Source organism: Salinicola sp. RZ23, from assembly GCF_003206675.1.
Classification (GTDB): domain Bacteria; phylum Pseudomonadota; class Gammaproteobacteria; order Pseudomonadales; family Halomonadaceae; genus Salinicola; species Salinicola endophyticus.
The window spans coordinates 42,773-67,557 of sequence record NZ_PZJK01000010.1 but is presented as its reverse complement, the minus strand read 5'-3'; the positions used below and the strand labels follow the sequence as shown (position 1 = coordinate 67,557).

The window sequence follows — 24,785 nt, the reverse complement described above, 5'->3', positions numbered from 1 at the left end:
ACCTGCCGACGGGCAAGGACCGAGCAGTGGCGTGCCCGGCCCTTCGACCGGTTTACTTGACGATGGGGAGGGCGACGAGCGGTGCGACGTCCTCGTTCCACAGCGAGATCGTCTCGTCATCGATCCGCGAGGCCCAGCTCGGCAGGACCGCGCTGACCAGCGCCTGATGGGCGCGTTCGCGGTCGGCATCGGTCACTGCGACCAGCGTCATGTCCCCCGGCTTGCCGTGTTCGCACTCGCCATGGCCAGTCAGGCAGGCAATACCCTGCTGCTCGTCCTTGGGCAGATTGTTCCACACCGGATCGATGAAGCCGGTGACGATCTCACGCTCGATCAACTGGCGGGTGGCGTCGTCCAGTAACTGCCAGGTGGTATCGCTGATGGCGGTGATGACGGTATCCCAGCCACCCACCGGGAGGGGCAGCAGATAGTCCGCCACATCCTGCCAGCCGGAGTTGTAGCCTGAGAGCGAGCCGGTGACCGCGCAGTCGATCACCCCGCGCTCCAGCGCCCCCGGCACCTCGTTGAATGCCATGACCGTGCTCTGGGCGCCGAGCGCCGAGAGGAACTCCGCCGTGGTGCGGCCGCTGGCGCGTATCTTCTTGCCCTGCAGATCGCCGAGGCCCTTGATCGGGGTGTTGCAGAACACCACCTGCGGCGTGTTGGGCGCGATCGCCAGCACGTGCGCATCGTAGTGAGACTGCATTGCCCTTTCGGCGATCGGCATGAACGCCTCGCTGACCTCGCGGGCCTTCGCGGGGTCGGTGGTCATCATCGGCAGGTCGAGCCCTTCGAGTGCCGGCGCCTGGCCGCCGACGTAGTCGGAGAAGGTCATGCCGACATTGAACAGGCCGTTCTTCAGATAGGTGAAGACATCGCCACCGGAGATACCCATCTGATCGAAGGTGGTCATCTGGACCTGAATCCGACCGTCGCTCGCCTTGGGCAGCGTCTCGGTCCAGAACGGCTTCTCGAAGTTCTTGTGGAGCGATACGGCACTCCAGGTGCCGACGACGTTGAGGCTGGTTTCCGCACTTGCCTGTTGAGCGAGGCCGGCGGCCAGGGCGGTCAGGGTGAGACCAAACAGCATCTTTTTCATGGGGCTCTCTCGCGTATTGAGGTTGTTGTACGAGGGTGGCTCATCGCCTGATGCCAGCGCGTTTCGCGCGACGTCGTCAGCGATACTTCAAACGATGGTTGGGAATGTCGGTGATCAGCATATGGCCCGGGGCGTGGGCCATGGCGAAGGGCAGCCTCGCATTCATCAGCGCGATCTGCGGCGTCACCCCGCAGGCCCAGAACACGGGAATGTCGCCGGCTTCCATCACGGGGGCATCGCCGAAGTCCGGCTGGTGGATATCGTCGATACCGATCAGTTCCGGTCGCGCCAGGTGCAGGGGCGCACCGTGAACGCTGGGCATGTCGGTGGTGATCTGGATGGCGCGGATGGCATCGGCCGGAGACATGGCGCGCATCGACACGACATAGCTGCCATGGAACGGACCGGCGGGTATCAGCGGAATAGTGGTCCGGTACATCGGCACGATGGTGCGTGCGGCCATGTGGCGAACCGGCACGCCCTCGGCGAGCAGCGACTCCTCGAACGAGAACGAGCAGCCGAGCGAGAAGGTGACCAGATCCTGGCGCCAGCGGGAGACTAGGTCGGCCGGCTCGTCGACCAGTTCTCCATCCTCGTAGACGCGGTAGCGCGGGACGTCGGTGCGCAGGTCGATCGCCTCTCCCAGTACCTGAGGATGAAAGCTGCCCGGCTCGCTGACGTCGAGCACCGGGCAGGCGGCGCGATTGGCCAGGCAGAAGCGCAGGAAATCGGCGGCATGGTTTTCGGGGATGATGACCAGGTTGGCCTGGGCGTAGCCGTTGGCGATACCGGTGGTCGTGGTGGGCCAGTCGCCGCGACGGATGGCGGTGCGCGCCTCGGCCGGAGAGACGGTGGCGTCGAGAGAGGTCATGTCGTCGATCCTGATTGTCATTGTCGTGGCAGTTGCGACCGCCAGGGCCGGACGCCACCTTATGCAATCCAACGCTATGGGTTCACAGCGCATCAATCCAATCGATTTTTATGATTCCCTTTCATCGACAAAACCTTTCAATCCCAGCGCTTTCGGCAAAACCTTTCGATGTCAGACACATCGGCAACGCCTTGCGCCATAGCCCCCCGTCGGTAACGCCTTGTTCGGCGTCAGGCATGTTCGCGCTGGTCCCGTTGACCGAGTTCGATCGCCAGGTCGATGACGCCATCAGCCAGCGCCTTGTCGATGTGCTGCGGCCAGGAGGCCGCGAAGTCGAGCCGGGGCAGGTCGCAGGGCAGCGTGATGAGCTCGCCGCGGGCGATCTCCTGCTCGACGATGCGCGGTGGGATGGCGCCGACGCCGATACCATCCAGCGCCAGGCGCACGATGGTCCACACCGAGCCGGAGCAGTGCAGCTTGATCCGCTCGAGGCGCTCCTGATGGAGCAGTGACTGCAGCGCGCGATAGGGGCGGCTGTCACTGGCGAAGGTGATCAGGGGCGTCCCGGTACGCGCCAGCGCTTCCAGGGTGAACGTCTGGGCCGAGAAGCCCAGCTGCGGGGTGGCGATCAGACCCGTGGCATAGTGGCAGAGCGGCCGGCTGAGGATGTCCTTGGCGTCCACCGGCCCCAGCGTGAAGGCCATGTCGACCTGGCGATTGAGCAGCCGGTTGGCGAGCCCCGGCGTACCATCCACCTCGAGCTGCAGCGTCATGTCGGGAAAGCGGTTGGCGAGTTCGGCAATGAACGCCGGCAGCCAGCTGTGGGCGATGGTCTCGACCACGCCGAGACGCAGCACCCCCTGGAACGGGTTACTGGCCTCGAGCATCGCCATCGCCTCCTGGCGCGTCTCCAGCAGCAGCTCGGCATGGCGATAGAACTGCCGCCCCTTGAGGGTCGGCTGAATCGGACGCTGGGCGCGATCCAGCAGCGCGCCACCGACGATCTCCTCCAGCCGCGCAACACGGTCCGAGATCGAGGGCTGGGTCAGATGCAGGTGCTGGGCCGCCAGCCGGAAGGAGCCGAGGCGCACAATCCAGACGAAGGCTTCGATTTCCTTGAAGTCGAACATGACGAGCCGCCGCGAAGTGAGAGAGGATGAGGGCAGTAGCGCCGCGCCAGTATGACATGGACAGGGGGGCGCCCGACCTCCGCCGGTTCCATCGGTCGCAGGCGAAAGCCCGGCGCGGCAGTCGGACACGATGCCGAGACCATACGCCGGCATCACACGCCAAAACCACAAGACCCAGCATCACAAGCGAGAAGAGGAGCGCCCGATGAGCGAGTACGATACCCCCCACGAGAACGACCCGCGGCGGCGCCATTCGGCCAAGGTGGTCGATGGCCCTGGCAAGGCGGCCAGCCGCGCCATGCTGCGCGCCGTCGGTTTCAACGACGACGACTTCAAGAAGCCGCAGATCGGGGTCGCCTCGACCTGGAGCCGGGTCACGCCGTGCAACAGCCATATCGACGTGCTCGCCGACGCGGCCAGCGACGGCGCCGATGCCGCCGGCGGCAAGGGCGTGGTGTTCAACACCATCACCATCTCCGACGGCATCGCCAACGGCACCGAGGGCATGAAGTACTCGATGGTCTCGCGCGAGATCATCGCCGACTCCATCGAAGCGGTGGCGGGCTGCGAGGGCTTCGACGGCGTGGTCGCCATCGGCGGCTGCGACAAGAACATGCCGGGCTGCATGATCGGCCTGGCGCGTCTCGATCGTCCGGGTATCTTCGTCTACGGCGGGACCATCCAGCCCGGCGCCGGGCACACCGATATCGTCTCGGTGTTCGAGGCGATGGGCGCCTACTCCCAGGGCAACAAGTCGCTGATCGAGGTCAAGCAGATCGAGGAGACGGCGATCCCCGGCCCGGGCTCCTGCGGCGGCATGTACACCGCCAATACCATGGCCTCGGCGATCGAGGCGCTGGGCATGAGCCTGCCCAACTCCTCGGCCCAGGAAGCCGTGTCGCAGACCAAGCGCGACGACAGCCACGCCGCCGGTGCCGCGGTGCTCAATCTGCTGGCGCTGGATCTGAAACCGTCTGACATCATGACCCGCCAGGCATTCGAGAACGCCATCACCGTGGTCATCGCCCTCGGCGGCTCCACCAACGCGGTGCTGCACCTGCTGGCGATCGCCAATACCGTCGGGGTCGAACTCACGCTGGATGACTTCACCGCCATCGGCAAGCGCGTGCCGGTGCTGGCCGACCTGCGTCCCAGCGGCCACTACATGATGAGCGAGCTGGTGGCGATCGGCGGCATCCAGCCGCTGATGAAGATTCTGCTCGACGCCGGACTGCTCCATGGCGACTGCGTCACTGTCACCGGCAAGACGCTGGCGGAGAACCTCGCCGAGGTCGCGCCCTATCCGCTCGATCAGCAGATCATCAAGCCGCTGGAGGCGCCGGTGAAGGCGACCAGCCATCTGCGCATTCTCTACGGCAACCTGGCGCCGGAGGGGGCGGTGGCCAAGATCAGTGGCAAGGAGGGTACCCGCTTCACCGGCCGCGCCCGGGTGTTCGATTCGGAAGAGGAGGCGCAGGCGCGCATCAACGATTTGACGGTGGTCGCCGGCGACGTCGTCGTCATCCGCTACGAAGGGCCCAAGGGCGGGCCGGGCATGCGCGAGATGCTCACGCCCACCTCGGCGATCATGGGTCGCGGCCTGGGCGACCAGGTGGCGCTGATCACCGATGGCCGCTTCTCCGGCGGCAGCCACGGCTTCGTGGTTGGCCACATCACCCCGGAGGCGTTCGTCGGCGGACCGATTGGCCTGATCGAGGATGGCGATGAGATCACCATCGACGCCGAGAACGACGTGATGACCCTGCACGTCGACGATGCCGAGCTGCAGCGCCGGCGCGAGGCGTGGCGTCGGCCGACACCGCGCTACGCCCGTGGCGCCCTGGCCAAGTACGCCAAGACCGTCAGCTCGGCCTCGCGCGGCGCGGTGACCGACCTGCCCGACGTGTTGGACGACTGAGGCGGCCAGCAGCGCGCCTCAGCGCGGCGTGAACTGCCGTGTGGAGGCGCGCGGGATCAGGCTCGGCATGGCGCGTCGAGTGGGGCGCGTGGTCAGCGCCTCTTCGCTCAGCAGCAGGTCGACGGCCTGTCGGGCGACATAGTCGAAGGGCGTATGCACCGAGGTGAGCGGCACCGGCAGCCGGCTCGCCAGTGGAATGTCGTTGTAACCGACCAGCGACAGCGCGCGCCCGATCTCGATCTCCAGGCGGTGTGCGGCGGCCATGACACCGATGGCCAGATTGTCGTTGACCGCAAACAGCGCCGATGGGCGGGCGGCGCCGGAGAGCAGCGCCAGGCCCGCCGTCTCGCCCGACTCGATACCGAAGCCGGATTCGATCACCCATGCCTCGTTGACCGCGACCCCGGCCTCCTGCATCGCCTGGCGAAAGCCGCTCTGGCGATCGCGGGCACTGGAGGTGAAGCTCGGCCCCGCGACCAGACCGATGTCGCGATGGCCGAGGTCGAGTAGATGTCGTGTGGCCAGATAACCGCCCTGGATGTCATCGCCGAGCGAGGCGGGGCTGGTGCCGTCGGTGCGTAGTATCAGGGTGTGGGGCACGCCGCGTTCGCGCAGGCGGGAGGGCAGCTCGTCGTCCAGTCGGCTGGTGGCCAGGATCAAGCCGTCGACGCGACGATCGAGCAGCGACTCCACCGCCTGCTGTTCGTCGACCGGGTCATCGCCGCTGGTGGCCACGATGGCGAAATAGTGGCGCTCCTGCGCGGCCCGTGAGATGGCCTCGTAGGTCAGGGCCATCACCGTGTCGCTCAGGCGGGGTACCAGTACACCGATGGTGCCGCTACCCCCGCGGCGCAGGCTCGACGCCATGATGTCGCGCTTGTAGCCGAGCGCCTTGGCGGCGTCGCGAACCCGCTGTGCGGCGGGGCTGCGCGAGGGCGGCAGGCGCTCGTCGAGCACGCGGGAAACGGTCGATGTACTGACGCCGGCCGCCCTGGCGACGTCATGCATGGTGATCGGTTTATCGTTCATCAACGCCCTTGTGACTGGTTCGAAAAAGCGAGTCCACGACTGACGGCCCTGGCCGCCGTGGCCGTCGCCCTACCCACTATCGCATATCTGCCAGCGGGTGGCGGGGTGCCGTCTCGCCTCGGCATGGTGCCTCAGCGGTGACCGCCTGTGGGGGTAGACCATGGTGGCATAGGCAGACGCGGGTCTCGTCGACATCATGTGCAAACGTTCCCGCTAACGTTACCAATCACTACCAAGAGGCTTTTCCCATGACGCTCAATCTCCGCGGTCTCACCCCGGCGCCGGTCACCCCCTTCACCCGTGATGGCGAGGTCGACTATGCCGCCATCCACCGTCTCGGCGCCTGGCTGGGCGGCATCGACGGCATCACCGGGCTGGTGGTGCTGGGGCATGCCGGCGAGGGCACCTTCCTCACCTCCGACGAGCAGTGCAAGGTCATCGAGGCGTTCGTCGAAGCGGTCAAGGGCGAGATTCCGATCATCGCCGGGATCACCCGCGAGGGGGATTACGTGGCGGCCGAAGAGGCCAAGCGAGCGATGGCAGCGGGGGCCTCCGCCGGGCTGGTCTACCCCTCCCACGGCTGGCTGCGCTTCGGTTACCAGGAGGGCGCACCGCAGGAGCGCTACCGGCGCATCCACGCAGAGAGCGGCCTGCCGCTGATCCTGTTCCAGTACCCGGACAACACCAAGGCGACCTACAACCTGCAGACCCAGCTCGATATCGCCGCCCAGCCGGGGGTCTTCGCGATGAAGAACGGCGTGCGCAACATGAAGCGCTGGGACACCGAGATCCCGGTGATCCGCGAGCAGCGCCCCGATCTGCAGATTCTGACCTGCCACGATGAGTACCTGCTGCACACCATGTTCGATGTCGATGGAGCGCTGGTCGGCTACGGCGGTATCGCCCCCGAGCCGCTGATCGAACTGATCCAGGCCGGTAAGGCAAAGGATTATGCCAAGGCGCGTGAGCTCCACGATCGCCTGCTGCCGGTCACCAAGAGCGTCTATCACCGCGGCTCGCACATGGAGGGAACGGTGGCGCTGAAGTGGGCGCTGGTGGCCCGCGGGGTGCTCGAGCACGCGACCGTTCGGGCGCCGCTGCGGCCGCTGGTGGAGGGGGCCGATCGCGAGATCGCCAATGCCATGCAGCAGGCCGGCTTGGCCTGAGCGTGTGGCGTCGCCCGGGGTTCGGCCGGGCGGCACCGGGCGGTGAGCCGCCGCCCGGGATGACTGTCGGCGAACGTTCACGCCTACAAGAAAAACGAACTGGAGCACGTGATGACTATTCGCACGAAGCGATCTTCCTCCGCCATGTCACCGCCCGCTGCGCGCGGGCTGTCACCCACGCTGCCGCAGATGCTGACACTGATGGGGCCGGCGTTCGTCGCGGGCGCCTGGCGTTTCGGCCCCGGCGCGCTGACCTCCGCGGTGCAGGCGGGCAGCCGCTATGGCTACACGCTGCTGTGGGTGATTCTGATCTCCGCTGTACTGATGTTCGTGTTCAACGACATGGCGGTCAGGCTCGGCCTCGCCAGTACCGACTCCATCGTCGCCACCACCAAGCGCAAGCTCGGGCGGCCGGTCGGCGTGCTGGCGGGGTGTGGGGTATTTGCGATCACGCTGATGTTTGCGGTGGGTAACGCCGTCGGTTCGGGCCTGGCCTTGAGCCTGCTGCTGGGCGGTTCGGTGGTGGGTTGGACGCTCGCCTGCACCGTGGCGGTGGGCGCACTGGTGGCGATGCGCAACGCCTATAAAGCGATGGAGCGGCTCCTGGTGGCACTGGTGGGGCTGATGTCGGTGGGGTTTCTCGCCTCCACGCTGCTCAGCGATCCTGACTGGGCCGCGGCCGCCAAGGGGCTGGTGCCGCACTTTCCCGCCGAGGCGGGCGTGCTGCTGATCGCCATGATCGGCACCAATTTCTCGATCAACTCGGCGTTCTATACCGGTTATGCGATCCACGAGCGCCAGCTCAAGCGCGAGCAGTATCGTGCCATCACCCTGATGGACACGCTGCCGGGCAATATCGCCACCGCGCTCATGGCGATGCTCATCATCATCGTCTCCGCGGCGGTGCTCCACGCGACCGGTACCGTGGCCAACACCTTCCCGCAGCTGGCCGGCGTGCTCGAGCCGCTGGCGGGGCGTCTGGGGGCGGTGCTGTTCGGACTCGGTTTCTTCGCTGCGGCGTTCTCGTCCATGGCCGCCAACGCCTCGGCCGGTGGCACTCTGCTTGCCGACGCCCTGGGTTGGAGCGGCAGCCTGTCGTCGCCGCGGGTCAAGGTGCTGGTCTATGGCGTGCTGGTGTGGGGGGCTCTGATGACGCTGCTGGCCAAGGGCTCGCCGATCGAACTGATCATCGTGGCCCAAGCCCTCACCGTACTGGTGGCGCCATTCCTCGGCATCATCCTGTTCCTGCTCACGCGTCGCGAGGATGTGATGGGCGATCTCAAGAATGGGCCCTGGCAGACCCTGTTCGCGCTGCTGGGTCTGGTAGCGATCCTGGCCATCTCCGGCCGCCTGCTGTTCAAGCTGTTCGGCTGACCGCCTCTCGCCGACGCCGGTCACCTCGACGTTTCGACACCAATTCCAATAACAGTCAATGGAGATCCCGCCATGCATGCGCGTTTCTCACGCTTGCGCTCGCCCCTGATGCTGGCCGCGGCAGCGCTGCTGCCACTCTCGGCCCAGGCCGTCGACTTCACGGTCGAGAAGACCCTGGTATCGGTCTACGGCTACGCCAAGCTCGACATCATGTACGACACCGGTGACGTCAAGTCCGACAGCCGCGGACTGGGCGACAGTGTCAACTTCAGCAAGATCGCGGTAGATGGCCAGCGCCACACCAGCGGCCACAGCAACCTCACCGCGGGCGAGTCGCGGCTCGGTTTCAAGACCGCGACGCCAACCTCTCAGGGCGATCTGGTCACCGTCATCGAGGGCGACTTCTTCACTGGCGACCTGCGTCTGCGCCAGGCGTACGGCGCCTGGAACGGGGTGCTCGCTGGCCAGACCTGGAGCAACTTCCACACCTTCATCGGCACCACGCCGACGCTGGATTTCACTGGTCCGGCGGGGCGTGACGCCTTTCTGCGCCAGGCCCAGTTGCGCTACTCGTACGGCGATGTCCATATTGCGCTTGAGGACCCCAGCGGGGCCATGTCGGGGCGCTCGTTCGATGGCGGCTACGACGCCGCCACCGGTGGCAAGTCGATCGCCGGCACCGATGTGGACCGCAAGGATAGCCTGCCGGATCTCACCCTGCGCTACGAGTCGGGGCGTGGGCCGGCCAAGTGGGCACTGGCTGCGCTGGTGCGGGAGGTCGCGTTCGACGATGGCGCGCAGCACGATTCGGCCGTCGGCTGGGGCCTGCTGGCCGCCGGCAGCTATGCGCTGACGCCTTCGACCACGCTGCGGGCCCAGGTGACCGGCGGTGACGGTATCGGCGCCTACATGAAGGTCAATCCGGCGCCGGCCGCCTATCGGGTCGGTGACCGCTTGGAGACGATCACCGCCTGGGGCGGCACCCTGGGCGTGAGCCAGGCGGTGGGGCCGGGCACCCTCAATCTCTCCTACTCCCGGGTCGAAGCGGACTGGGACGCCGCCGAGCGCGATGGCGTCACGCTGATCAGGACCGATACCGCGGGCGGCTTTGTCGATGCCTACGATGAGGTCCATCAGGTGATCCACCTCAATTATCAGTGGCACCCGATCGAGCACGTGACCTACGGCATCGAGCTGGCCCACGCCACGCGCGAGACGGTGGATCATCGCAGCGGCAGCGTGAACCGTGTCCAGGGCAGCGTGATCTACGCCTTCTGAGGCAGTATCACTACGACTACGCTGTTTCGCACCTTAGTCATGAGCCCGGCTCATGGCTAAGGTGCGTAAATTTCATGCGTGTACGCCGGTTTACGCGCCACGCCTTGCGTATCCTTGGCGGCTGATCCATTGCCCCGATGTCCGCCGAGGAGCCCCCATGCAGACCAGCCGAGACCGCATCATCACCACCCACACCGGCAGCCTGCCGCGCACGCCGGCGCTGTCGCGCATGCTGGTCCTGCGCGAGCAGGGCAAGCCGGTCGAGAGTTCGGCGTTCGACGCCGAGGTCGCGCGCTGTCTGGATGGCGTGATCGGCGCCCAGCTCGAGGCGGGGCTCGACAGCATCAACAACGGCGAGGCGCCGCGGGTGGGCTTCTCGACCTATGTCACCGAACGCATGAGCGGTTTCGGCGGCGAGGGGCGACGCAAGCCGACGCTGGATATCCAGAAATTTCCCGGCTATGCCGAGTACATGGCGCGTCAGATCGGCGTCTCCGAGGATCTGGCCAAGGTGTGGAACACGCCGCTGGCCCAGCGTGCGGTGCGCTACGACCCGACGCTGGCCGGGGTCAAGGCGGAGCTGGCCTCGTTCGAGGCTGCGCTGGCGGGACGTGCGGCGCCGCGGGAGACTTTCATGACCGCGGCCTCCCCCGGCGTGGTCACCACCACCATGCTGCGCGCTCAGGACAATCCTGATTACCCGACCGACCGCGACTACGTGCTTGCCGTTGCCCGCGAGCTGAAGCAGGAGTACGAGGCGATCGTGGCGGCTGGCCACGTGCTGCAGCTGGACGCCCCGGACCTGGCCATGGAGCGCGTGATCCTGTTCGGCGATGCCGATCTGGGCACCTTCCTCGAGCGTGTCGAGCTGCACGTGGAGGCGATCAATCTGGCGCTGGAGAACATTCCGGCGGACAAGGTGCGCCTGCACGTCTGCTGGGGCAACTGGCAGGGGCCGCACCAGGATGACGTGCCGGTGGCCGAGCTGCTGCCGATCCTCTATCGGGCCAAGGTAGGAGCGCTCAGCATCCCGCTGGGCAACCCGCGCCACGAGCACGAGACGGTCTCGTTCAAGACCCATCCGCTGCCGGATCACATGCTGCTGATGCCGGGCGTGATCGATGTCACCACCAACTATCTCGAACACCCCGAAGTGGTGGCCAATCGTATCTTCGCCTCGGTAGCGGCCATTGGCGATCGCGAGCGAGTGGTGGCGGGGACCGACTGCGGCTTCGGTACCTTCGCCAGCTACGAGTTCGTCGCTCAGGATGTGGCCTGGGCCAAGCTCCAGGCGCTGAGCGAGGGCGCGGCGATCGCCACCCGGCGGCTGTGGGGCTGAAAGCGCGGCGCCCCGGCCTCTTCTATACTGCGAACGTCAGCGGCTCGACCGAGCGCAGTGTGATGACACGGAGAAGTGGGATGATCAGGAGAGGTGCGATGAACGTGATGAGAACGATGGCCATCGGCGTCGGGGCGTCGCTGTGGCTGGCGAGCGTCGGGGCGATGGCCCAAGAGCCGGGGGCCAGCCAGCCGCAGCACGCCAAGGAGACACGGGTGCTGGAAGAGGGCGCGCCCAAGATCGCCAAGCAGTGCCTGTCGCTGGCGCTCGACAGCGGTGAGAACCGCGATATCCAGGGCAAGGCGATCTACGACACCAACGCCTGGGACTATACCGCCGACGACCTCGAGGGCGACGATACCTTCGAACTGCTGGTCGATCTGTTGGGACCGGGCAATACCAAGTACAACCTCACCTGCCAGGTGGACGCCGACGGCCAGGTGACGTTCGAGAGCGTCGAGGCCTCATCCACCGTCAAGTCCAATCCGGGCGGTGCATGAGACGCGGCCACGCCCTGCCACGACGGCCTCTTCGGGGCCGTCTTGCCCAGTGTCGCCAGGATTGAGTGCCGCTAGAATTCAGTGGCGCTAGGATTGAGTGCCTCTAGGATTCATGGCTTCTGACATTCGGTGCCGCGAAGGCCACGCGGGGCCGCCGCAGGGGCGACACGGCCGGGGGTAAGCCATGAGTGACGTCGGTAGCGGTGACGAGCCGCGGGGCGAGATGCCCACCCTGCGCCTCGACAGCGCGGCGCCGCTCGGTGTCATTGCCGATACTCACGGCCTGCTGCGCGACGAGGCGCTGGCGCTGCTCACCGACTGCCCGCAGCTGATTCACCTTGGTGACGTGGGCGATCCCGAGGTTCTGACGCGATTGGCCGCCCGCGGACCGCTCCATGCGGTGCGTGGCAATATCGACCGCGAAGGCGTCTGCGCGGCGCTGCCCACGCACCTTCAGCTGATCGTCAACGGCCAGCCGCTGCAGCTGGTGCACGACATCGCCGACTGCGACGAGCGGCTTGCCTGTGCCGCGATCCTGCACGCCCACTCCCACAAGCCGCGCCAGACCTGGCGTGATGTCGAGGGCCGGCGCCAGCTGCTGTTCAATCCGGGGGCGGCAGGGCGGCGGCGCTTCCGCCTGCCGCTGACCTTGGGCAAGCTGTGGGTCACCCCTGAGGGGCTGCGCTCGGCCATCATCCATCTGCCGCTGTAAGACGCGCTGGGCGAAGTCACTCCATGCCGGGTAGCAGCCGCACCAGAGCGCCGTCGCGGGCATCGGTCAGCGCCCACAGCGCGCCATCGGGCCCCTCGGCCACGTCGCGCACCCGCCCCAGTCCAGATGCCAGACGCTGCTCGCCGCTCACCCGTTCGCCATCCAGTGTCAGCCGTACCAGGCCGCCGGGGGAGAGCGAAGCGATGATCAGGTCGCCATGCCAGTCCGGGAAGCGTGCGCCCTGATAGAAGGTCATGTCGCCCGGGGCGATCACCGGGTCCCAGTAGTAGATCGGCTGCTCCATTCCCGCCCTGGCGGTCACGCCTTCACCGATCGGCGCGCCGCTGTAGTCCTCGCCGTAGGTGATCACCGGCCAGCCGTAGTTGCGCCCGGCCAGCGGCACGTTGAGTTCGTCACCGCCGCGGGGTCCATGTTCCACGGTCCACAGCTTGCCGCTCTCGGGATGCAGTGCCGCGCCCTGAATGTTGCGGTGGCCGTAGGACCACACCGCCGGTGCCCCCGCCTGGCCCGCCGCGAACGGGTTGTCCGCGGGGATGCTGCCGTCGGGATCGATACGCACCACCTTGCCCAGATGAGTGTGAGGGTCCTGCGCCAGCTGGCGCGGCTCGGGCAGTGAGCGTTCACCGAGGGTGACGTAGAGATGGCCCTGGGTGTCCCAGACCAGCCGCGAACCGAAGTGCTTGGTCGATACCCAGGCCGGCGTCTGGCGGAAGATCACCGTCAACTCCTCGAGCCGTTGCCCCCCGGCGGCCAGGGTGGCCCGTGCCACGCTGGTGCCGTTCTTGCCCCCTTCGCGGGGCTCGGCGTAGCTCAGGTAGAGCCGGCGATTGCGTTCGAAATCCGGATCGAGGGTGATATCGAGCAGACCGCCCTGGCCACGGGCGTCGATCTCGGGCAGTCCGGTGATCGGCGCTGAGAGGGTGCCGCTGCGCAGATCGACCCGGCGCAGTCGCCCCGGTCGCTCGGTGACCAAGGCGGTATCGTTGTCGACAAAGGCCAGGCCCCAGGGGAACTCCAGCCCTTCGGCCACGCGCTCGCTGCGCAGCGGCGCGCTCGCCGGCAGTGCCGGGGCACGGGTCTGAGCGGCGAAGGCGGGGCGCTGCTCGGGGGCGTTGGGCGGGCCCGTGGGGACCGGCGCCTGGGCCAGGGCATCGCCGCCCAGCGCGAGCAGGGCGACGCCGGCGACGCGGGAGGCCAGGCGAGGCGCTGCGGCTCTTGCCCAGTGCGGGGCCTGGCATGGGGCCAGTTGAGTGGCCATGTTCGGGGCCGAGTGAAGGGGCACGGATGGTGGCATGGGGGCTCTCCTGAAGCGAACAGGGGGGCCGGCTGGCGAGCGCCGGCAGGATCGGTACGAGGCGAATCCTCAAGAGTATGGACCATGGGTAGCGGGCCGAGCGCCGAGATCGTCTCGAGTCACCTCGCCAGATTGTCGACAAAAACTGACGCCATTAGTGATGCCTGATAAAGTTAGCCTTTTCATGGAATTCGGCCTCTCCCTACGTGCCTCGCTCTCTCCCTTCTCTCTCCAAGGCATGGCGCTGGCTGCTGCTGGCGCTGGCCTGTGTCGCCGCCAGCCAGCTGCTAGCGCTGGTGCACATGCCGGCCGGCGGGTTCATCGGGCCGATGGCGGTCGCCATCGTCTACGGGGTCACGATCGGCGGGCTCGGTCTGCCGCGCAGTGCCTTCAAGTTGAGCCAGGGCGTGGTCGGCGTGCTGATCGCCCAGACGCTGACCCTGACGGTGCTGCGTCAGATCCTGGACGCCTGGCCGGTGATGCTGTTGGCCACGGCGATCACCCTGCTGCTGAGTCTGGTGGTGGGCATCGTGCTGGTGCGACATGGCGGCCTGCCGGGCACCACGGCGGCCTGGGGTACCACCCCCGGGGCTGCCGCGGCGATGGTGGCGATGGCCGAGGAGAGCGATGCCGACCCGCGAATCGTGGCCGCGATGCAGTATGTACGCGTGGTCTGCGTCGTACTGCTCGGCGCGCTGGTCAGCCACTACCTGGGGGTGACCGATACCGGCAGCAGCCACGCCGCGCCGCTGCCGGCCTCGGCCCGTGACTGGTGGGATCTGCTGGTGACCCTGGCGGTGGTCGTCGCTGGCGTGTGGCTGTGCCATCGCCGCCTGCCGGCCGGCGCGCTGCTGGGGCCCGTAGCGCTGGGCACGCTGCTGCATCTCGGCGGAGTCGTGACGCTGACCCTGCCGCAGCCGCTGCTGGAACTGGCTTACGGGATTATCGGTGCCTACGTGGGGCTGCGTTTCGACCGGGCGACGCTGCACACCATCGCCCGCGCGCTGAGCAAGATGATCCTGGCCTCACTGGTGCTGATCGCGCTGTGTGCGCTATCGGCGTGGCTGGTGACGCTGCTGATGCATACCACTTTCATCAGCGCCTATCTGGCGACCAGCCCGGGTGGGCTGGACTCGATGACCATCATCGCCATCGATACCCATGCCGATGTCGGCCTGGTGGTGGCACTGCAGACCCTGCGTCTGTTCACGGTAGTGCTGGTGGGTCCAGGGATGGCGCGCCTGGTGGCGCGTTTTGCGCGGCCGAGCTGAGACAGGGGCTGAGACCGTATTTACTCGGTACGCCAGTGCCAGCGGCGGCTGGGTGCCTCCGGCGGGGTATGGCTGCGCACGCGGCTGACCCACGCCTGGCGGGTGCCGTGGCGGATCAGATAGACCGTCTCGCCCTCATGCAGCGGCGGATTGGCGGGGTCGATCAGGATCGCTTCGAACCAGCGCGAGAGATAGAACACCTGCAGCGTGCCGCGGACCGGATGCGCGGTGACCTGTACCGCTGCCTCGGCGCCATTGCCGGGGGAGGGCAGCGAACTCGCCAGCCAGGCGGGCATCAGTCCCGGGCGCAGCATCACGCTGACGGCCAGCAGCAGAATCAGGCTCAGGCTGAGACTCAGGGTAGGGGTGAGCAGCGGAGACTTGATCGCCACCGCCAGCATGAGTGCGGCGGGTACGGCGGCCGGTGGGAAGGCGTTACCGCGGCAGAGCAGCAGCAGGGCGTAGAGACCCACACACAGTGCGGCCGCTTCCTGCAGATGATCTAACCATGGCGCCATACGTCACCCTGCTGCTTGAGTCACGCTCGCCTCTCGAGTGGGCAAGTCGTCGTTCTTCGGTAGAGACCCTGGCGACGTCGCGGCAGTAGCCGCTGGCCGGCTCACAGGGTACTCGCACTCTCACGTCAAAGGATAAAGATCGCCAGTAGTGGGCTCCATACGAGAACGGTAAACAATTGAAGCTCAACGTAGCGGTTGAGAGGGATTGTCGCCGTCGTTGTGGGACAATGGCGACTTGATAGTATCGGTCCTCAGCCCCGGTCTGCTGCGCCTCGCATGACTCGTGACTTGGGTCGCGGTGCGCGACGGGAGCCACTGTCCGGCGATGTCAGCAGACGTAAGCGGGACGTCGCCAGCGTATTGAAGTCATGGCACTGAGATCACAGCGCTGAGGTCAGATCACTGAGAGCAGAGCACTGAGATCACAGTGCCAGGGTGGGCAGAGTACCGAGTTCAGAGCAGCAAAAGACCAGAGCAGCAAAAGACCAGAGTACCAAAAGGCCAGAGAACGAAGAGAGGAGAGCTCCATGCGCATTGGCATCCTGCAATGCGACGATGTCGCCGAGCCGCTGCGCGAGACGCATCGCAACTACCCCGAGCAGTTCGCCCGCCTGCTCGATCCGCAGGACCCCGGGCTCGAGTGGCGCACCTGGCGCTGTCTCGATGGCGAGATCCCCACCCAGGCGGATATCGCCGAGATCGATGCCTGGTTGATCACGGGTTCCAAGTATGGCGTCAACGATGGTGATGCCTGGATCGAACGGCTGTGCGAGTTCGTGCGTCTGCTGTGGGCACAGCATCGGCCGCTGATCGGTGTCTGCTTCGGCCATCAGCTGATCGCCAAGGCGCTCGGCGGCGAGGTCGAGCGCAGCCCGCGCGGCTGGGGCGTGGGGGTGTCGTACAACCGCATCACCGGCCAGGCGCCGTGGATGACGCCGCCGCGGGAGGCACTCAATCTGCTGGTCAGCCATCAGGATCAGGTCGCCCGGCTGCCGGCCGAGACCCGGGTGCTGGCGGCGAGCGACTTCTGCCCGTTCTATCTGATTCAGATCGGAGAGTGTTTCCTCGGCATACAGGGGCACCCCGAGTTCACCAAGGCGTACTCAGCGGATCTGATGGCGCTGCGTGGCGATCGCATGCCGGCAGCCAGGGTGCGCGAAGGGCAGGCATCGCTCGCCGACGAGGTCGACAGCGAGACCATGGCGCGCTGGATGCTCGCGTTCTGGCGTCAGGCCGGGGCGCAGTCTTGAGCGAGGGCGCGTCGGTACGTATCGGCTGACTTCCTGCCCAATGAAAAGCCCCGATCCAGGATCGGGGCTTTTTCTTTCCGGGCCGCCTCAGCCGGAGGCCGATGCGGCGTCGGTGGCAGCGATCACTGACCGGTCTTGAAGTACTTGTCGTAGATCTTGTCGTAGGTGCCGTCCTGCTTCAGCGTGGCCAGCGCCTCGTTGAAGCGCTCGGCGAGCTCCTTGTCGTGCGGGCGGAAGGCGACACCGAAGCCCTCACCGAAGTATTTCTCCGGCTCGGTGATCATGCCACCGATGGTCTTGTAGTGGCCTTCCTTGCTGTCGAGCAGGGTCGACTTGCCCACCGGGAAGTCGAGGAAGGCGATATCGACGCGACCCGCGTCCATGTCCAGCACCAGGTCATCGGCGGTGGTGTAGCGGCTGATCTTGGCCACGTCGCCGTACATGTCGGTGACGTAGTTGTCCTGCAGCGTGCCGCGCTGGACGCCGATGGTCTTGCCCTTCAGCGATTGGGGATAGATCGTCTCGATGCTGCTGTCGGCCGGCACGAACCAGGCGGAGGGCGGCTTGATGTACGGGTCGGAGAAGAGCACGGTGTTGCGGCGCTCGTCGTTGATCGTCATCGACGACATGATGGCGTCGTACTTGCGCGCCAGCAGACCCGGAATGATGCCATCCCATGCCTGCACGACCCATTCGCAGTCGGCCTTGATCTGCTTGCACATGGCGTTGCCGAGATCGATGTCGAAGCCGGTCAGCTCGCCGTCGGCGGTGCGGTACTCCATCGGCTCGTAGGGCACATCGACGCCGATGCGCAGATGCTCCTTGTCCTGGGCGTGGGCCGCGCCGGCGATCAGCGCGGCGCCGAGCAGACTGGTGGTCAGCAGTTTTTTCATGAATCGCGTCTCTCTATATCATCATGCGTGCATTGTTGTTCAGTGATCGCCTGGTCAGCGATGGCGTCCCGGCGTCGTCAGCCTCGTGAGCGATACCGCGCCGGTCATACGGGCCTGACGCTGGCAGCATAACCAATGCGCATACGCTTGAATATCGCCAGCGCCCGGCGACCCGTGCAGCCTCACGGCGCCAGCAGATAGCCGCTGCGATGGCTCTGGTGGCCGGCGATATCGGCCACGATCATCCCGGCAGTGGCCATGCGGCGCTGGGTTCGAGCATAGAACATGCCGCGCTGAGGCGCGCGGATCGCTTCGATGCGGTCGCTGATCGGGTCGATGATCTCGGCGATCAGCTGCCCCGCCTCCACCTCGACGCCCGGTGCCAGATGAAACACCACCAGGCCGCCGATCGGCGCGTGCAGGAAATCCATCGCCGCCAGCTCAGTGGCCGGATAGGCCAGCCCCGGCAGCGCTGGCGCTTCGCCCACGATCAGGCCGAGATGGGTCAGCCAGTCGATGATCGCCTGGCTGTCCTGCGCCGCCAGCTCGTGGGAGACGTCCTGCTGCCCGCGCAGTTCGACGGTGACCGACTGGGTGCCGTAATCGATCGGGAAGCGCTCGCCGAAGCGCTGGCGCAGGGCCTCCCACACCAGGGTGAAACACTCATCGAACGACTGTCCGCCGGAGTCGGTGGCCAGCATGCTCGCCTTGGCGCCGAAGTAGCGTGCGAAGGGTTCGAACACCGGCCATGCCGCCGGCGTGGTGTAGAGGTGCTCGACCGCGTTGAAGTCGCAGTGCAGATCGAGCACGAAGTCCGCCTCGCAGGCCAGGCGCTGCAGCGTCAGGCGCAGCGAGTCGAGGCTGGTCGTCGCCACCTGGGCCGCCAGAGCGGCGCTGAAGCGCGCTCGGATCAGGCGCCGATTGGCGGCGATATCGTCGCAGAGCTCGGCCTCGAGGCCGTCGGCCACCTGCTCGACCACATCGACGTAGTGGCGATTGAAGTTCTTGAGCGTCTCGAAGTCATAGCGGCCCAGGGCGGTATCCATCAGTTGCTGGTCGAGACCGATCGGGTTGGCTATTGGCACGACGCTCACCCGGCAGGCGAGGCGGCCGTCGCGTTCGAGCTCGGCCAGGCGCTGCTTGAGCGTCCAGGCGACCATCATGCCCGGCAGCTCGTCGGCGTGCAGCGAGCCCTGCACGTAGACGTGGCGCTCGGCGTCGGCGGGGCCGAAGTGGAAGCTGTCGAGCGCGCGCTCAGTGCCCGGAACCGGGCCGATCAGGGGATGTCTGCGGTGTTCCACGGGAAGTCCTCGGCACGGAGTGGCGGCGTGCGGCGCACCGCCGGGAAGGGCGGCGCGCCGGCGCATCGGGGGGCGCTTACTGGGCGCAATCTTGCTGGCTGGGGCGCACGGACAGGTCGTAGTCGAAGTACTGGTGCATCAGCTTGTCGAAGGTGCCATCGGCGTAGACCGCGCAGATCGCCTGGTCGAACTTCGCTGCCAGCGCCTTGTCACGCTTGCGGAAGGCCATCGCAGCACCCTCGCCGAAGATCGAGGTCGGCGTCTTGATGCTCGGCCCGACCTGCTTGTAGGGGCTGTTGTCGCCCCGGAAATCGATGGCATCGACGGCGATCGGGAAGTCTTCGAAGGTCAGGTCGAGACGCCCGGCCTTGAGGTCGTTGACCACGTCCTGGGACGAGCCGTAGCGATGGATGTCGAGCACGTCGCCATACTCCTGGGTGACATAGACATCGCGGATGGTGCCGCGCTGTACGCCCACCGAAAGACCCTTGAGCGACGCCTTGTCGTCGATGTCGATGTCGCGATCACGCGCGGTGATCCAGACGCTCGGGGTGTTGTAGTAGGGCAGCGAGAACAGCACTTGGCGTTCGCGCTCCGGGGTGATCGCCATCGACGACAGGATGGCGTCGTACTTGCGTGCCAGCAGGCCGGGGATGATGCCGTCCCAGGGTTGTTCGACCCAGGTGCAGTCGAGCTTGGCACGTTTGCAAAGCGCGTTGCCGAGATCGATCTCGAAGCCTTCGAGCTGGCCGTCGGCGTTGCGCATCACGAACGGCTCGTAGGGCACGTCGATGCCGAGGCGGACTGTCTGGTTATCGTCGGCCAGCGCCGGGGTGGCGGCCAGTGGCGCGATGATCAGGGTGGCGGCGATCAGGGATTGGGTGATCCAGTTTGTCATGGCGTCGGTTCTCATTGTGATCATGGGTGTCGTTGTCGTGGCTGCCACCGCGCTCAGGCGCCGCGCGGTCGCAGGTGGGCCAGCAGGCGTTTTTCCATCTGGCGGAAGACGAACATGATGCTGAAGGTCAGGCAGAGGTAGATCAGGGCGACGAAGATGAAGGCCGGGAAGGGCGCATAGAAGCGCGCGTAGACGTAATAGGCCGCCCCGGTCAGATCCATGATCGTCACCACACTGGCCACAGCACTGGCGTGGAGCATGAAGATCACTTCGTTGCCGTAGGCGGGCAGCGCGCGGCGGAAGGCGCTGGGCAGGATGATACGGCGCATCATCAGGCCCTTGGACATGCCGTAGGCGCGGGCCGCCTCGATCTCGCCCTTGGCGGTGTTCTTGATCGCGCCACGGAAGATCTCGGTGGTGTAGGCCGCGGTATTCAGCGTGAACGCGATCAGCGCCGGGTAGAAGGCATCCTTGAACACCTCCCAGAAGATGGTGTCCTGGATGCCATTGAAGAACACCACGCCGTAGTAGACCAGATAGAGCTGGATCAGCAGCGGGGTCCCGCGGAAGACATAGGTATAGGCGTAGATCGGCCACTTGATCCACGGCCGCTTGGAGCCGCGACCGATCGCCAACGGCACCGCCAGCACGATGCCCAGCAGTAGACACAGGAAGACCAGCTGCACCGTGGTGACCAGGCCGTTCCAGTAGAAGCCGAGGGTATTGGCGGTGAAGATCGCATTGCCCGCGAGCAGTTGGGTGAACCAGGCATTCAGTTGGTCCATTCGCTGGCCTCCCCGAAACCGGTGCTGTAGCGCTTGCTGAGCTTGGCGAAGCCCCACTCCGACAGTGAGGCGATGAGCAGATAGATCCCCGCCACCGGCAGCATGAACAGGAACGGCTCATGGGTCGCCTTGGTGGCCTCGGCGGCGACCCGCACCATGTCGGTCAGACCGATGATCGAGACCAGCGCAGTGGTCTTCAGCAGTACCATCCAGTTGTTGCCGATCCCCGGCAGCGCATGGCGCATCATCAGCGGAAAGCGCACGCGGCGAAACGCCAGCCATGGGCTCATGCCGTAGGCGCGGGCGGCCTCCATCTGGCCCTCTTCGACCGACTGGAAGGCGCCGCGGAAAGTCTCGCCCATGTAGGCACCGAAGATCAGCCCGATGGTGATGACGCCGGCGATGAAGGCATCGACGTTGATGAATATGTCGATATCGAAGGCATCGTAGAGCTGGTCGGTGAGCATGTTGATGCCGATCTGGCCGCCGTAGAACAGCAGCATCATCAGCACCAGGTCGGGCACGCCGCGAATCAGCGTGGTGTAGAGGGTGCCGATGGCGTGGATGGCGCGGTTACGCGAGAGCTTGGCGCTGGCGGTCAATAGCCCCAGGACCACCGCTAGCACCAGCGACAGCAGCGCCAGCTCCAGCGTGACCATGGCGCCTTCCAGCAGCCGCGGGCCGTAGCCTTGCAGGTCGATCATGATGGCCGCCTCAGTGCTTGGGTGCCAGGAACTGGCGCAGGCGCTCGGAGCGCGGGTTGTCGAGAACCTCGGCTGGCGTGCCGGACTCTTCGATCACGCCCTGGTGCAGGTAGATCACCTGGCTCGAGACATCGCGGGCGAAGGCGATCTCGTGGGTCACCAGGATCATGGTGCGGCCCTCGTCGGCGAGCCCGCGCATGACCTTGAGCACGTCGCCCACCAGCTCGGGGTCGAGCGCCGAGGTGGGCTCGTCGAACAGCATCACTTCGGGGTCCATCGCCAGCGCACGGGCGATCGCGCCGCGCTGCTGCTGGCCCCCCGACATCTGGGTCGGATAGTAGTCGGCGCGCTCCAGCAGGCCGACCCGGTCGAGCAGCGCCCGGGCTTCGTCGATGGCTTGCTTGCGTGGCTTCTTGAGCACATGCACCGGCGCCTCGATGACGTTCTCGAGCAGCGTCATGTGCGACCACAGGTTGAAGTTCTGGAACACCATCGAGAGCTTGGCACGCAGACGCTCGACCTGCTTCCAGTCGGCGGGCTCGCGGCCGTGCTTGGTGGGCCGGAAGTGAATCGGTTCGTTGTGCACGATCAGCTCGCCTTCGTCGGGCTGTTCGAGCAGGTTCATGCAGCGCAGGAAGGTGCTCTTGCCCGAGCCGGAGGCCCCGATCAGGGTGATGACATCGCCCTTGTGAGCTTCGAGAGAGAGGCCCTTGAGCACCTCGTGGGAGCCGAAACGCTTCTTGATGTCGCGCGCCTCGAGCGGGATGGGGGTCGTGGCCATGTGGTCGTCCACCGAATGAGTTGGCTGGCAGGAGTCGTGTAGGCGTGCTCGGGCATCCGGCTCGCGAAAGTCGGGGTGAGCGGCGCGGCTCCTTGCCGGGCTGAGAAACGAAATCCCGGAATGGGCGCTAGGAAAAATGCGGCGATTCTATCAGCTTCGGCGCCGGGTGCCAGAGACCTCTGGCGGCGACGACGATGGCGGCCGGCCGTTGAGGGGGGGAAAGAGGGTAGACATGTGACATGGCAGAGTGCTCCTGCTCGGGCGTTGTCGTTGTTGGATAGCGTCGCTGTAGATCGTGGTTGTAGAGCGTAGTCTTGGGTCGTAGCTGCGGATCGTAGTCGGAGATCGCCGTCGAAGATGATGGCTGGCGCGCGTCGTCGGTGAGCTCAGTCTCAACCGTCGCCAGGGGCGGCGCAGGGCCGTACCAGCAGCGCGGCGCGGGCGTTGAGTTCGACTCGGGCGTTGGGGAATACCACTGCCAGCGGCTCGGGTCCGACCACGAAGCCGCCACCGCTGTCATCCTCGCTGAGTCGCGTCCCCGGTGCGAATTCGGTGAAGTTGGCGACGTCCTCGGCGAAGGTGAGCCGGAACGAGGGGTGGTCGCGCATCAGCTCGACCGCGACCTGAAAGAAGCGCAGCGCCTCGACCTGGCCCGCTGAGGGCGCCTGACCCGCGGCCAGCTGCGCCAGACAGCGGCGCATGCCGCCAAGGGCGTCGAGATCGTTAGCGCCGAAAGGGCGCACCTTGCCCAGTTCCAGGGTATAGGCCTCGGCGGCGTGATAGTGACGCGAATAGTGCGAAAAGGTCCAGCTGTGCTGATGCAGCAGCAGCACAGCCTGCATCTCTGCGCCAGCCAGCGCCGCCCAGTGCGAGCTGGGCTGGTGCTCGGTGAACGGCACCACGGCGAAGCGGGGATAGCGGCTGTCGCGGATGGCGGTGTGCATGTCGAGATGCAGTGGGCGCGTCGGGTAGCGCGTATAGAAGTCGTCGACCTGCTGCATCAGTTGGCGCGCGCGCTCGGGTTCGTCGCCGCTGGCGTCCAGGTCGCGCCGGAACAGGCGGTTGAGGTTGGTCTCGACGAAGCGCGTACCGGCGCGGATCGCTGGCAGGTTGCCGAGAATCACCAGCAGCGGTGCGCCCAGCGTCACCACGCCCGCCTCGAGCGCGGCGAGCAGCTCGCCCACCAGCTCGATCGGTGCCGTCTCGTTGCCATGGATACCCGCCGAGATCACCACGCTGCGCGCCTGATCCGCGGGCCGTGTCGGGGTCAGTTCGAGCACTCCGGGGGCGATCGTCCGATAGTGCCCGCCGGCGAGCCGGCCCTGGTGGGCGCGGTCGGCTCCGTCGAGGGTCAGCGCCAGCCAGTCATCGAGCAGGGACATGGGCGTTACGCGCGCGCAAGGAAAGGTTACCGGGTTCGATCACTCGTGGCCTCGGTGTGACAGGGTGTTTACTCAGATTACCCGCTTGCCCGGCCGCGACAAGCGCGGCCGTCGACAGGCTGAAAAAGCGTGGCCGCATCTTGAAAGCGCCGCGGCCGTCAGCATGGTGGAGTCTCACCCGCGCTGGCTCCCGCTTCAGACGCCGCGGGCATTGGTATAAAGGGTGTAGATCGAGCGGCTGGCGGTCATCAGCAGGCGATTGCGCTGCGCGCCGACGAAGCAGAGATTGGCGCACACTTCCGGCAGGCGGATACGGCCGATACGCTCACCCCCGGGGGCGAAGATGGAGACGCCGTCGCGCCCCTCACCGCCGGAGACGCTCGCCCACAGATTGCCATCCACATCCAGGGCGATGCCGTCGTAGGTCTCGTCGTGGCTGGAGACGATCATCTCGCGCGCGCCCAGCGCGCGGCCGGCATCGGACAGGGCGAAACGCGACACCGAGGCGGGCAGCTCGGGGAAGTGCGAGGGGGCGGTGTCGCTGGCATAGAGATAGCGGCCGTCGGCGGAGAGCGCCAGGCCATTGGGCTTGGCCAGCTCGTCGCTGAGCCGCTGCGGCTCGTCGAGCGTATCGTCGACGTAGTAGATCGCCGGCGTCAGCTGCAGCGCGCGCTTGCTGCCCTCGTAATCGACATGGGCGCCATAGCCGGGGTCGCTGAAGATCACACCGTCGTTGGGCAGGATCACCAGATCGTTGGGCGCGTTGAGCGGTTTGCCCCGAAACTCGCTGGCGAGCACGCGCACGCTGCCGTCCCATTCGTAGCGCACCACCCGCGCTGGCGAGTGTTCGCAGACGACCAGGCGCCCATGGTGGTCGAAGGCGTTGCCGTTGGCATGGCCGACACCTTCGCGCAGCACGCTGACAGTACCGCTGGCTTCGTCCCAGCGCATCTGTCGGGCGCGCGGAATATCGCTGAACACCGCGTAACGCCCGACCGCATTCCACGCAGGCCCTTCCAGCCACAGGCCGTCCGACCAGTGCCGTTCGAGCGGGGTGTTGAATAGATAGTAGGGCTCGAAACGCGCATCCAGCACCTCCCAGGCGGGATCGGGATAGCGGCTCGGCGTCGGGCCGGCGTCCTGCGCCCAGGCCGTGGGCGCAAGCGCGGCGGTGGCAGCGACCGCTGCGCTGGTGCCGAGGAAGTGGCGACGGTTCATGTCCATATGGCGAAGCTCCTTGGCGGCAAGAGAACGGGTCCGGGGCTGGGTAG

At 66.5% G+C, this 24,785-nt stretch carries 23 protein-coding genes; 9 read left to right on the top strand and 14 right to left on the bottom strand.

Going from position 1 to position 24,785, the window contains the following annotated elements; genetic code table 11:
- Positions 1-52: 52 nt before the first annotated feature.
- The 3 genes from DOM67_RS10840 to DOM67_RS10830 all read right to left on the bottom strand — a co-directional run bounded on the left by DOM67_RS10840 (position 53) and on the right by DOM67_RS10830 (position 3,100).
- Complete coding sequence (locus DOM67_RS10840; protein WP_110675729.1) at positions 53-1,099, bottom strand: TRAP transporter substrate-binding protein; 1,047 nt, start codon at positions 1,097-1,099, stop codon at positions 53-55.
- A 76-nt stretch (positions 1,100-1,175) separates the two neighbouring features.
- Complete coding sequence (locus DOM67_RS10835) at positions 1,176-1,970, bottom strand: putative hydro-lyase (RefSeq protein WP_110675727.1); 795 nt, start codon at positions 1,968-1,970, stop codon at positions 1,176-1,178.
- Positions 1,971-2,200: 230 nt separating this feature from the next.
- Positions 2,201-3,100, bottom strand: coding sequence for a LysR family transcriptional regulator (locus tag DOM67_RS10830; RefSeq protein ID WP_188115120.1), 900 nt, complete (start codon positions 3,098-3,100; stop codon positions 2,201-2,203).
- A gap of 205 nt (positions 3,101-3,305) precedes the next feature.
- Between DOM67_RS10830 and ilvD the strand changes: the two genes are divergently transcribed.
- Positions 3,306-5,018 (top strand): dihydroxy-acid dehydratase, encoded by a 1,713-nt coding sequence (ilvD, locus tag DOM67_RS10825; RefSeq protein WP_110675723.1) that lies wholly within the window; start codon positions 3,306-3,308, stop codon positions 5,016-5,018.
- An 18-nt stretch (positions 5,019-5,036) separates the two neighbouring features.
- On the opposite strand, the gene DOM67_RS10820 is transcribed toward ilvD, so the two are convergent.
- On the bottom strand, positions 5,037-6,047 hold the full coding sequence (locus DOM67_RS10820) for a substrate-binding domain-containing protein (RefSeq protein ID WP_110675721.1): 1,011 nt from the start codon (positions 6,045-6,047) through the stop codon (positions 5,037-5,039).
- Between the two features lie 248 nt (positions 6,048-6,295).
- Here DOM67_RS10820 and DOM67_RS10815 point away from each other — a divergent pair, with 248 nt between their 5' ends.
- From DOM67_RS10815 to DOM67_RS10790, 6 genes are all read left to right on the top strand, one after another.
- Positions 6,296-7,213 (top strand): dihydrodipicolinate synthase family protein, encoded by a 918-nt coding sequence (locus DOM67_RS10815; protein WP_110675719.1) that lies wholly within the window; start codon positions 6,296-6,298, stop codon positions 7,211-7,213.
- A gap of 111 nt (positions 7,214-7,324) precedes the next feature.
- Complete coding sequence (locus DOM67_RS10810; RefSeq protein ID WP_110675717.1) at positions 7,325-8,587, top strand: Nramp family divalent metal transporter; 1,263 nt, start codon at positions 7,325-7,327, stop codon at positions 8,585-8,587.
- 72 nt (positions 8,588-8,659) lie between these two features.
- Positions 8,660-9,865, top strand: a complete 1,206-nt coding sequence (locus DOM67_RS10805; protein WP_110675715.1) for a DcaP family trimeric outer membrane transporter — start codon at positions 8,660-8,662, stop codon at positions 9,863-9,865.
- 157 nt (positions 9,866-10,022) lie between these two features.
- A complete protein-coding gene (locus DOM67_RS10800) occupies positions 10,023-11,204 on the top strand; it encodes a methionine synthase (protein ID WP_110675713.1) in 1,182 nt (393 codons plus the stop codon).
- Positions 11,205-11,302: 98 nt separating this feature from the next.
- The gene (locus tag DOM67_RS10795) at positions 11,303-11,704 is read left to right on the top strand and encodes a hypothetical protein (protein ID WP_110675711.1); all 402 of its coding nucleotides are present in this window, start codon (positions 11,303-11,305) and stop codon (positions 11,702-11,704) included.
- Positions 11,705-11,888: 184 nt separating this feature from the next.
- Positions 11,889-12,416, top strand: coding sequence for a metallophosphoesterase family protein (locus DOM67_RS10790; protein WP_232825221.1), 528 nt, complete (start codon positions 11,889-11,891; stop codon positions 12,414-12,416).
- 16 nt (positions 12,417-12,432) lie between these two features.
- Here DOM67_RS10790 and DOM67_RS10785 read toward each other — a convergent pair whose 3' ends face one another.
- Positions 12,433-13,731: a PQQ-dependent sugar dehydrogenase gene (locus DOM67_RS10785; RefSeq protein WP_232825220.1), complete on the bottom strand. Its 1,299-nt coding sequence runs from the start codon at positions 13,729-13,731 to the stop codon at positions 12,433-12,435.
- Positions 13,732-13,937: 206 nt separating this feature from the next.
- Here DOM67_RS10785 and DOM67_RS10780 point away from each other — a divergent pair, with 206 nt between their 5' ends.
- Positions 13,938-15,002 (top strand): AbrB family transcriptional regulator, encoded by a 1,065-nt coding sequence (locus tag DOM67_RS10780; RefSeq protein WP_110675707.1) that lies wholly within the window; start codon positions 13,938-13,940, stop codon positions 15,000-15,002.
- A 20-nt stretch (positions 15,003-15,022) separates the two neighbouring features.
- Here DOM67_RS10780 and DOM67_RS10775 read toward each other — a convergent pair whose 3' ends face one another.
- Positions 15,023-15,520 (bottom strand): hypothetical protein, encoded by a 498-nt coding sequence (locus tag DOM67_RS10775; protein ID WP_110675705.1) that lies wholly within the window; start codon positions 15,518-15,520, stop codon positions 15,023-15,025.
- A 527-nt stretch (positions 15,521-16,047) separates the two neighbouring features.
- Here DOM67_RS10775 and DOM67_RS10770 point away from each other — a divergent pair.
- Positions 16,048-16,770, top strand: coding sequence for a GMP synthase (locus DOM67_RS10770; RefSeq protein ID WP_110675703.1), 723 nt, complete (start codon positions 16,048-16,050; stop codon positions 16,768-16,770).
- Positions 16,771-16,892: 122 nt separating this feature from the next.
- Here the strand turns inward: DOM67_RS10770 and DOM67_RS10765 are convergent, their stop codons facing one another.
- The 8 genes from DOM67_RS10765 to DOM67_RS10730 all read right to left on the bottom strand — a co-directional run bounded on the left by DOM67_RS10765 (position 16,893) and on the right by DOM67_RS10730 (position 24,738).
- Complete coding sequence (locus DOM67_RS10765) at positions 16,893-17,663, bottom strand: ABC transporter substrate-binding protein (RefSeq protein ID WP_110675701.1); 771 nt, start codon at positions 17,661-17,663, stop codon at positions 16,893-16,895.
- Positions 17,664-17,845: 182 nt separating this feature from the next.
- Positions 17,846-18,964 (bottom strand): succinylglutamate desuccinylase/aspartoacylase family protein, encoded by a 1,119-nt coding sequence (locus tag DOM67_RS10760; RefSeq protein WP_110675699.1) that lies wholly within the window; start codon positions 18,962-18,964, stop codon positions 17,846-17,848.
- 76 nt (positions 18,965-19,040) lie between these two features.
- Positions 19,041-19,862, bottom strand: a complete 822-nt coding sequence (locus tag DOM67_RS10755) for a transporter substrate-binding domain-containing protein (RefSeq protein ID WP_198651787.1) — start codon at positions 19,860-19,862, stop codon at positions 19,041-19,043.
- 53 nt (positions 19,863-19,915) lie between these two features.
- Positions 19,916-20,647 carry an ABC transporter permease gene (locus tag DOM67_RS10750; protein WP_110675695.1) on the bottom strand — a complete coding sequence of 244 codons (732 nt, stop codon included), beginning with the start codon at positions 20,645-20,647 and terminating at the stop codon, positions 19,916-19,918.
- The gene (locus tag DOM67_RS10745; RefSeq protein ID WP_110675694.1) at positions 20,635-21,351 is read right to left on the bottom strand and encodes an ABC transporter permease; all 717 of its coding nucleotides are present in this window, start codon (positions 21,349-21,351) and stop codon (positions 20,635-20,637) included. The genes DOM67_RS10750 and DOM67_RS10745 overlap by 13 nt, the downstream gene beginning before the upstream one ends.
- A gap of 10 nt (positions 21,352-21,361) precedes the next feature.
- Positions 21,362-22,132 (bottom strand): ATP-binding cassette domain-containing protein, encoded by a 771-nt coding sequence (locus DOM67_RS10740; protein ID WP_110675691.1) that lies wholly within the window; start codon positions 22,130-22,132, stop codon positions 21,362-21,364.
- Between the two features lie 392 nt (positions 22,133-22,524).
- Entirely contained in the window at positions 22,525-23,514 is a 990-nt protein-coding gene (locus DOM67_RS10735; RefSeq protein ID WP_348627301.1) for a succinylglutamate desuccinylase, read from the bottom strand.
- A gap of 195 nt (positions 23,515-23,709) precedes the next feature.
- Positions 23,710-24,738 carry an SMP-30/gluconolactonase/LRE family protein gene (locus DOM67_RS10730; RefSeq protein ID WP_110675689.1) on the bottom strand — a complete coding sequence of 343 codons (1,029 nt, stop codon included), beginning with the start codon at positions 24,736-24,738 and terminating at the stop codon, positions 23,710-23,712.
- Positions 24,739-24,785: the final 47 nt, after the last annotated feature.

What these genes read in the sequence shown, in the direction of transcription:
- DOM67_RS10790 (WP_232825221.1), top strand. Translation starts at nt 11,889, where the DNA reads ATGAGTGACGTCGGTAGCGGTGACGAGCCGCGGGGCGAGATGCCCACC.
- DOM67_RS10840 (WP_110675729.1), bottom strand. Translation starts at nt 1,099, where the DNA reads ATGAAAAAGATGCTGTTTGGTCTCACCCTGACCGCCCTGGCCGCCGGC.
- ilvD (WP_110675723.1), top strand. Translation starts at nt 3,306, where the DNA reads ATGAGCGAGTACGATACCCCCCACGAGAACGACCCGCGGCGGCGCCAT.
- DOM67_RS10795 (WP_110675711.1), top strand. Translation starts at nt 11,303, where the DNA reads ATGAACGTGATGAGAACGATGGCCATCGGCGTCGGGGCGTCGCTGTGG.
- DOM67_RS10745 (WP_110675694.1), bottom strand. Translation starts at nt 21,351, where the DNA reads ATGATCGACCTGCAAGGCTACGGCCCGCGGCTGCTGGAAGGCGCCATG.
- DOM67_RS10740 (WP_110675691.1), bottom strand. Translation starts at nt 22,132, where the DNA reads ATGGCCACGACCCCCATCCCGCTCGAGGCGCGCGACATCAAGAAGCGT.
- DOM67_RS10835 (WP_110675727.1), bottom strand. Translation starts at nt 1,970, where the DNA reads ATGACCTCTCTCGACGCCACCGTCTCTCCGGCCGAGGCGCGCACCGCC.
- DOM67_RS10830 (WP_188115120.1), bottom strand. Translation starts at nt 3,100, where the DNA reads ATGTTCGACTTCAAGGAAATCGAAGCCTTCGTCTGGATTGTGCGCCTC.
- DOM67_RS10755 (WP_198651787.1), bottom strand. Translation starts at nt 19,862, where the DNA reads ATGACAAACTGGATCACCCAATCCCTGATCGCCGCCACCCTGATCATC.
- DOM67_RS10750 (WP_110675695.1), bottom strand. Translation starts at nt 20,647, where the DNA reads ATGGACCAACTGAATGCCTGGTTCACCCAACTGCTCGCGGGCAATGCG.
- DOM67_RS10815 (WP_110675719.1), top strand. Translation starts at nt 6,296, where the DNA reads ATGACGCTCAATCTCCGCGGTCTCACCCCGGCGCCGGTCACCCCCTTC.
- DOM67_RS10775 (WP_110675705.1), bottom strand. Translation starts at nt 15,520, where the DNA reads ATGGCGCCATGGTTAGATCATCTGCAGGAAGCGGCCGCACTGTGTGTG.
- DOM67_RS10765 (WP_110675701.1), bottom strand. Translation starts at nt 17,663, where the DNA reads ATGAAAAAACTGCTGACCACCAGTCTGCTCGGCGCCGCGCTGATCGCC.
- DOM67_RS10785 (WP_232825220.1), bottom strand. Translation starts at nt 13,731, where the DNA reads ATGCCACCATCCGTGCCCCTTCACTCGGCCCCGAACATGGCCACTCAA.
- DOM67_RS10770 (WP_110675703.1), top strand. Translation starts at nt 16,048, where the DNA reads ATGCGCATTGGCATCCTGCAATGCGACGATGTCGCCGAGCCGCTGCGC.
- DOM67_RS10735 (WP_348627301.1), bottom strand. Translation starts at nt 23,514, where the DNA reads ATGTCCCTGCTCGATGACTGGCTGGCGCTGACCCTCGACGGAGCCGAC.
- DOM67_RS10730 (WP_110675689.1), bottom strand. Translation starts at nt 24,738, where the DNA reads ATGGACATGAACCGTCGCCACTTCCTCGGCACCAGCGCAGCGGTCGCT.
- DOM67_RS10810 (WP_110675717.1), top strand. Translation starts at nt 7,325, where the DNA reads ATGACTATTCGCACGAAGCGATCTTCCTCCGCCATGTCACCGCCCGCT.
- DOM67_RS10800 (WP_110675713.1), top strand. Translation starts at nt 10,023, where the DNA reads ATGCAGACCAGCCGAGACCGCATCATCACCACCCACACCGGCAGCCTG.
- DOM67_RS10820 (WP_110675721.1), bottom strand. Translation starts at nt 6,047, where the DNA reads ATGAACGATAAACCGATCACCATGCATGACGTCGCCAGGGCGGCCGGC.
- DOM67_RS10805 (WP_110675715.1), top strand. Translation starts at nt 8,660, where the DNA reads ATGCATGCGCGTTTCTCACGCTTGCGCTCGCCCCTGATGCTGGCCGCG.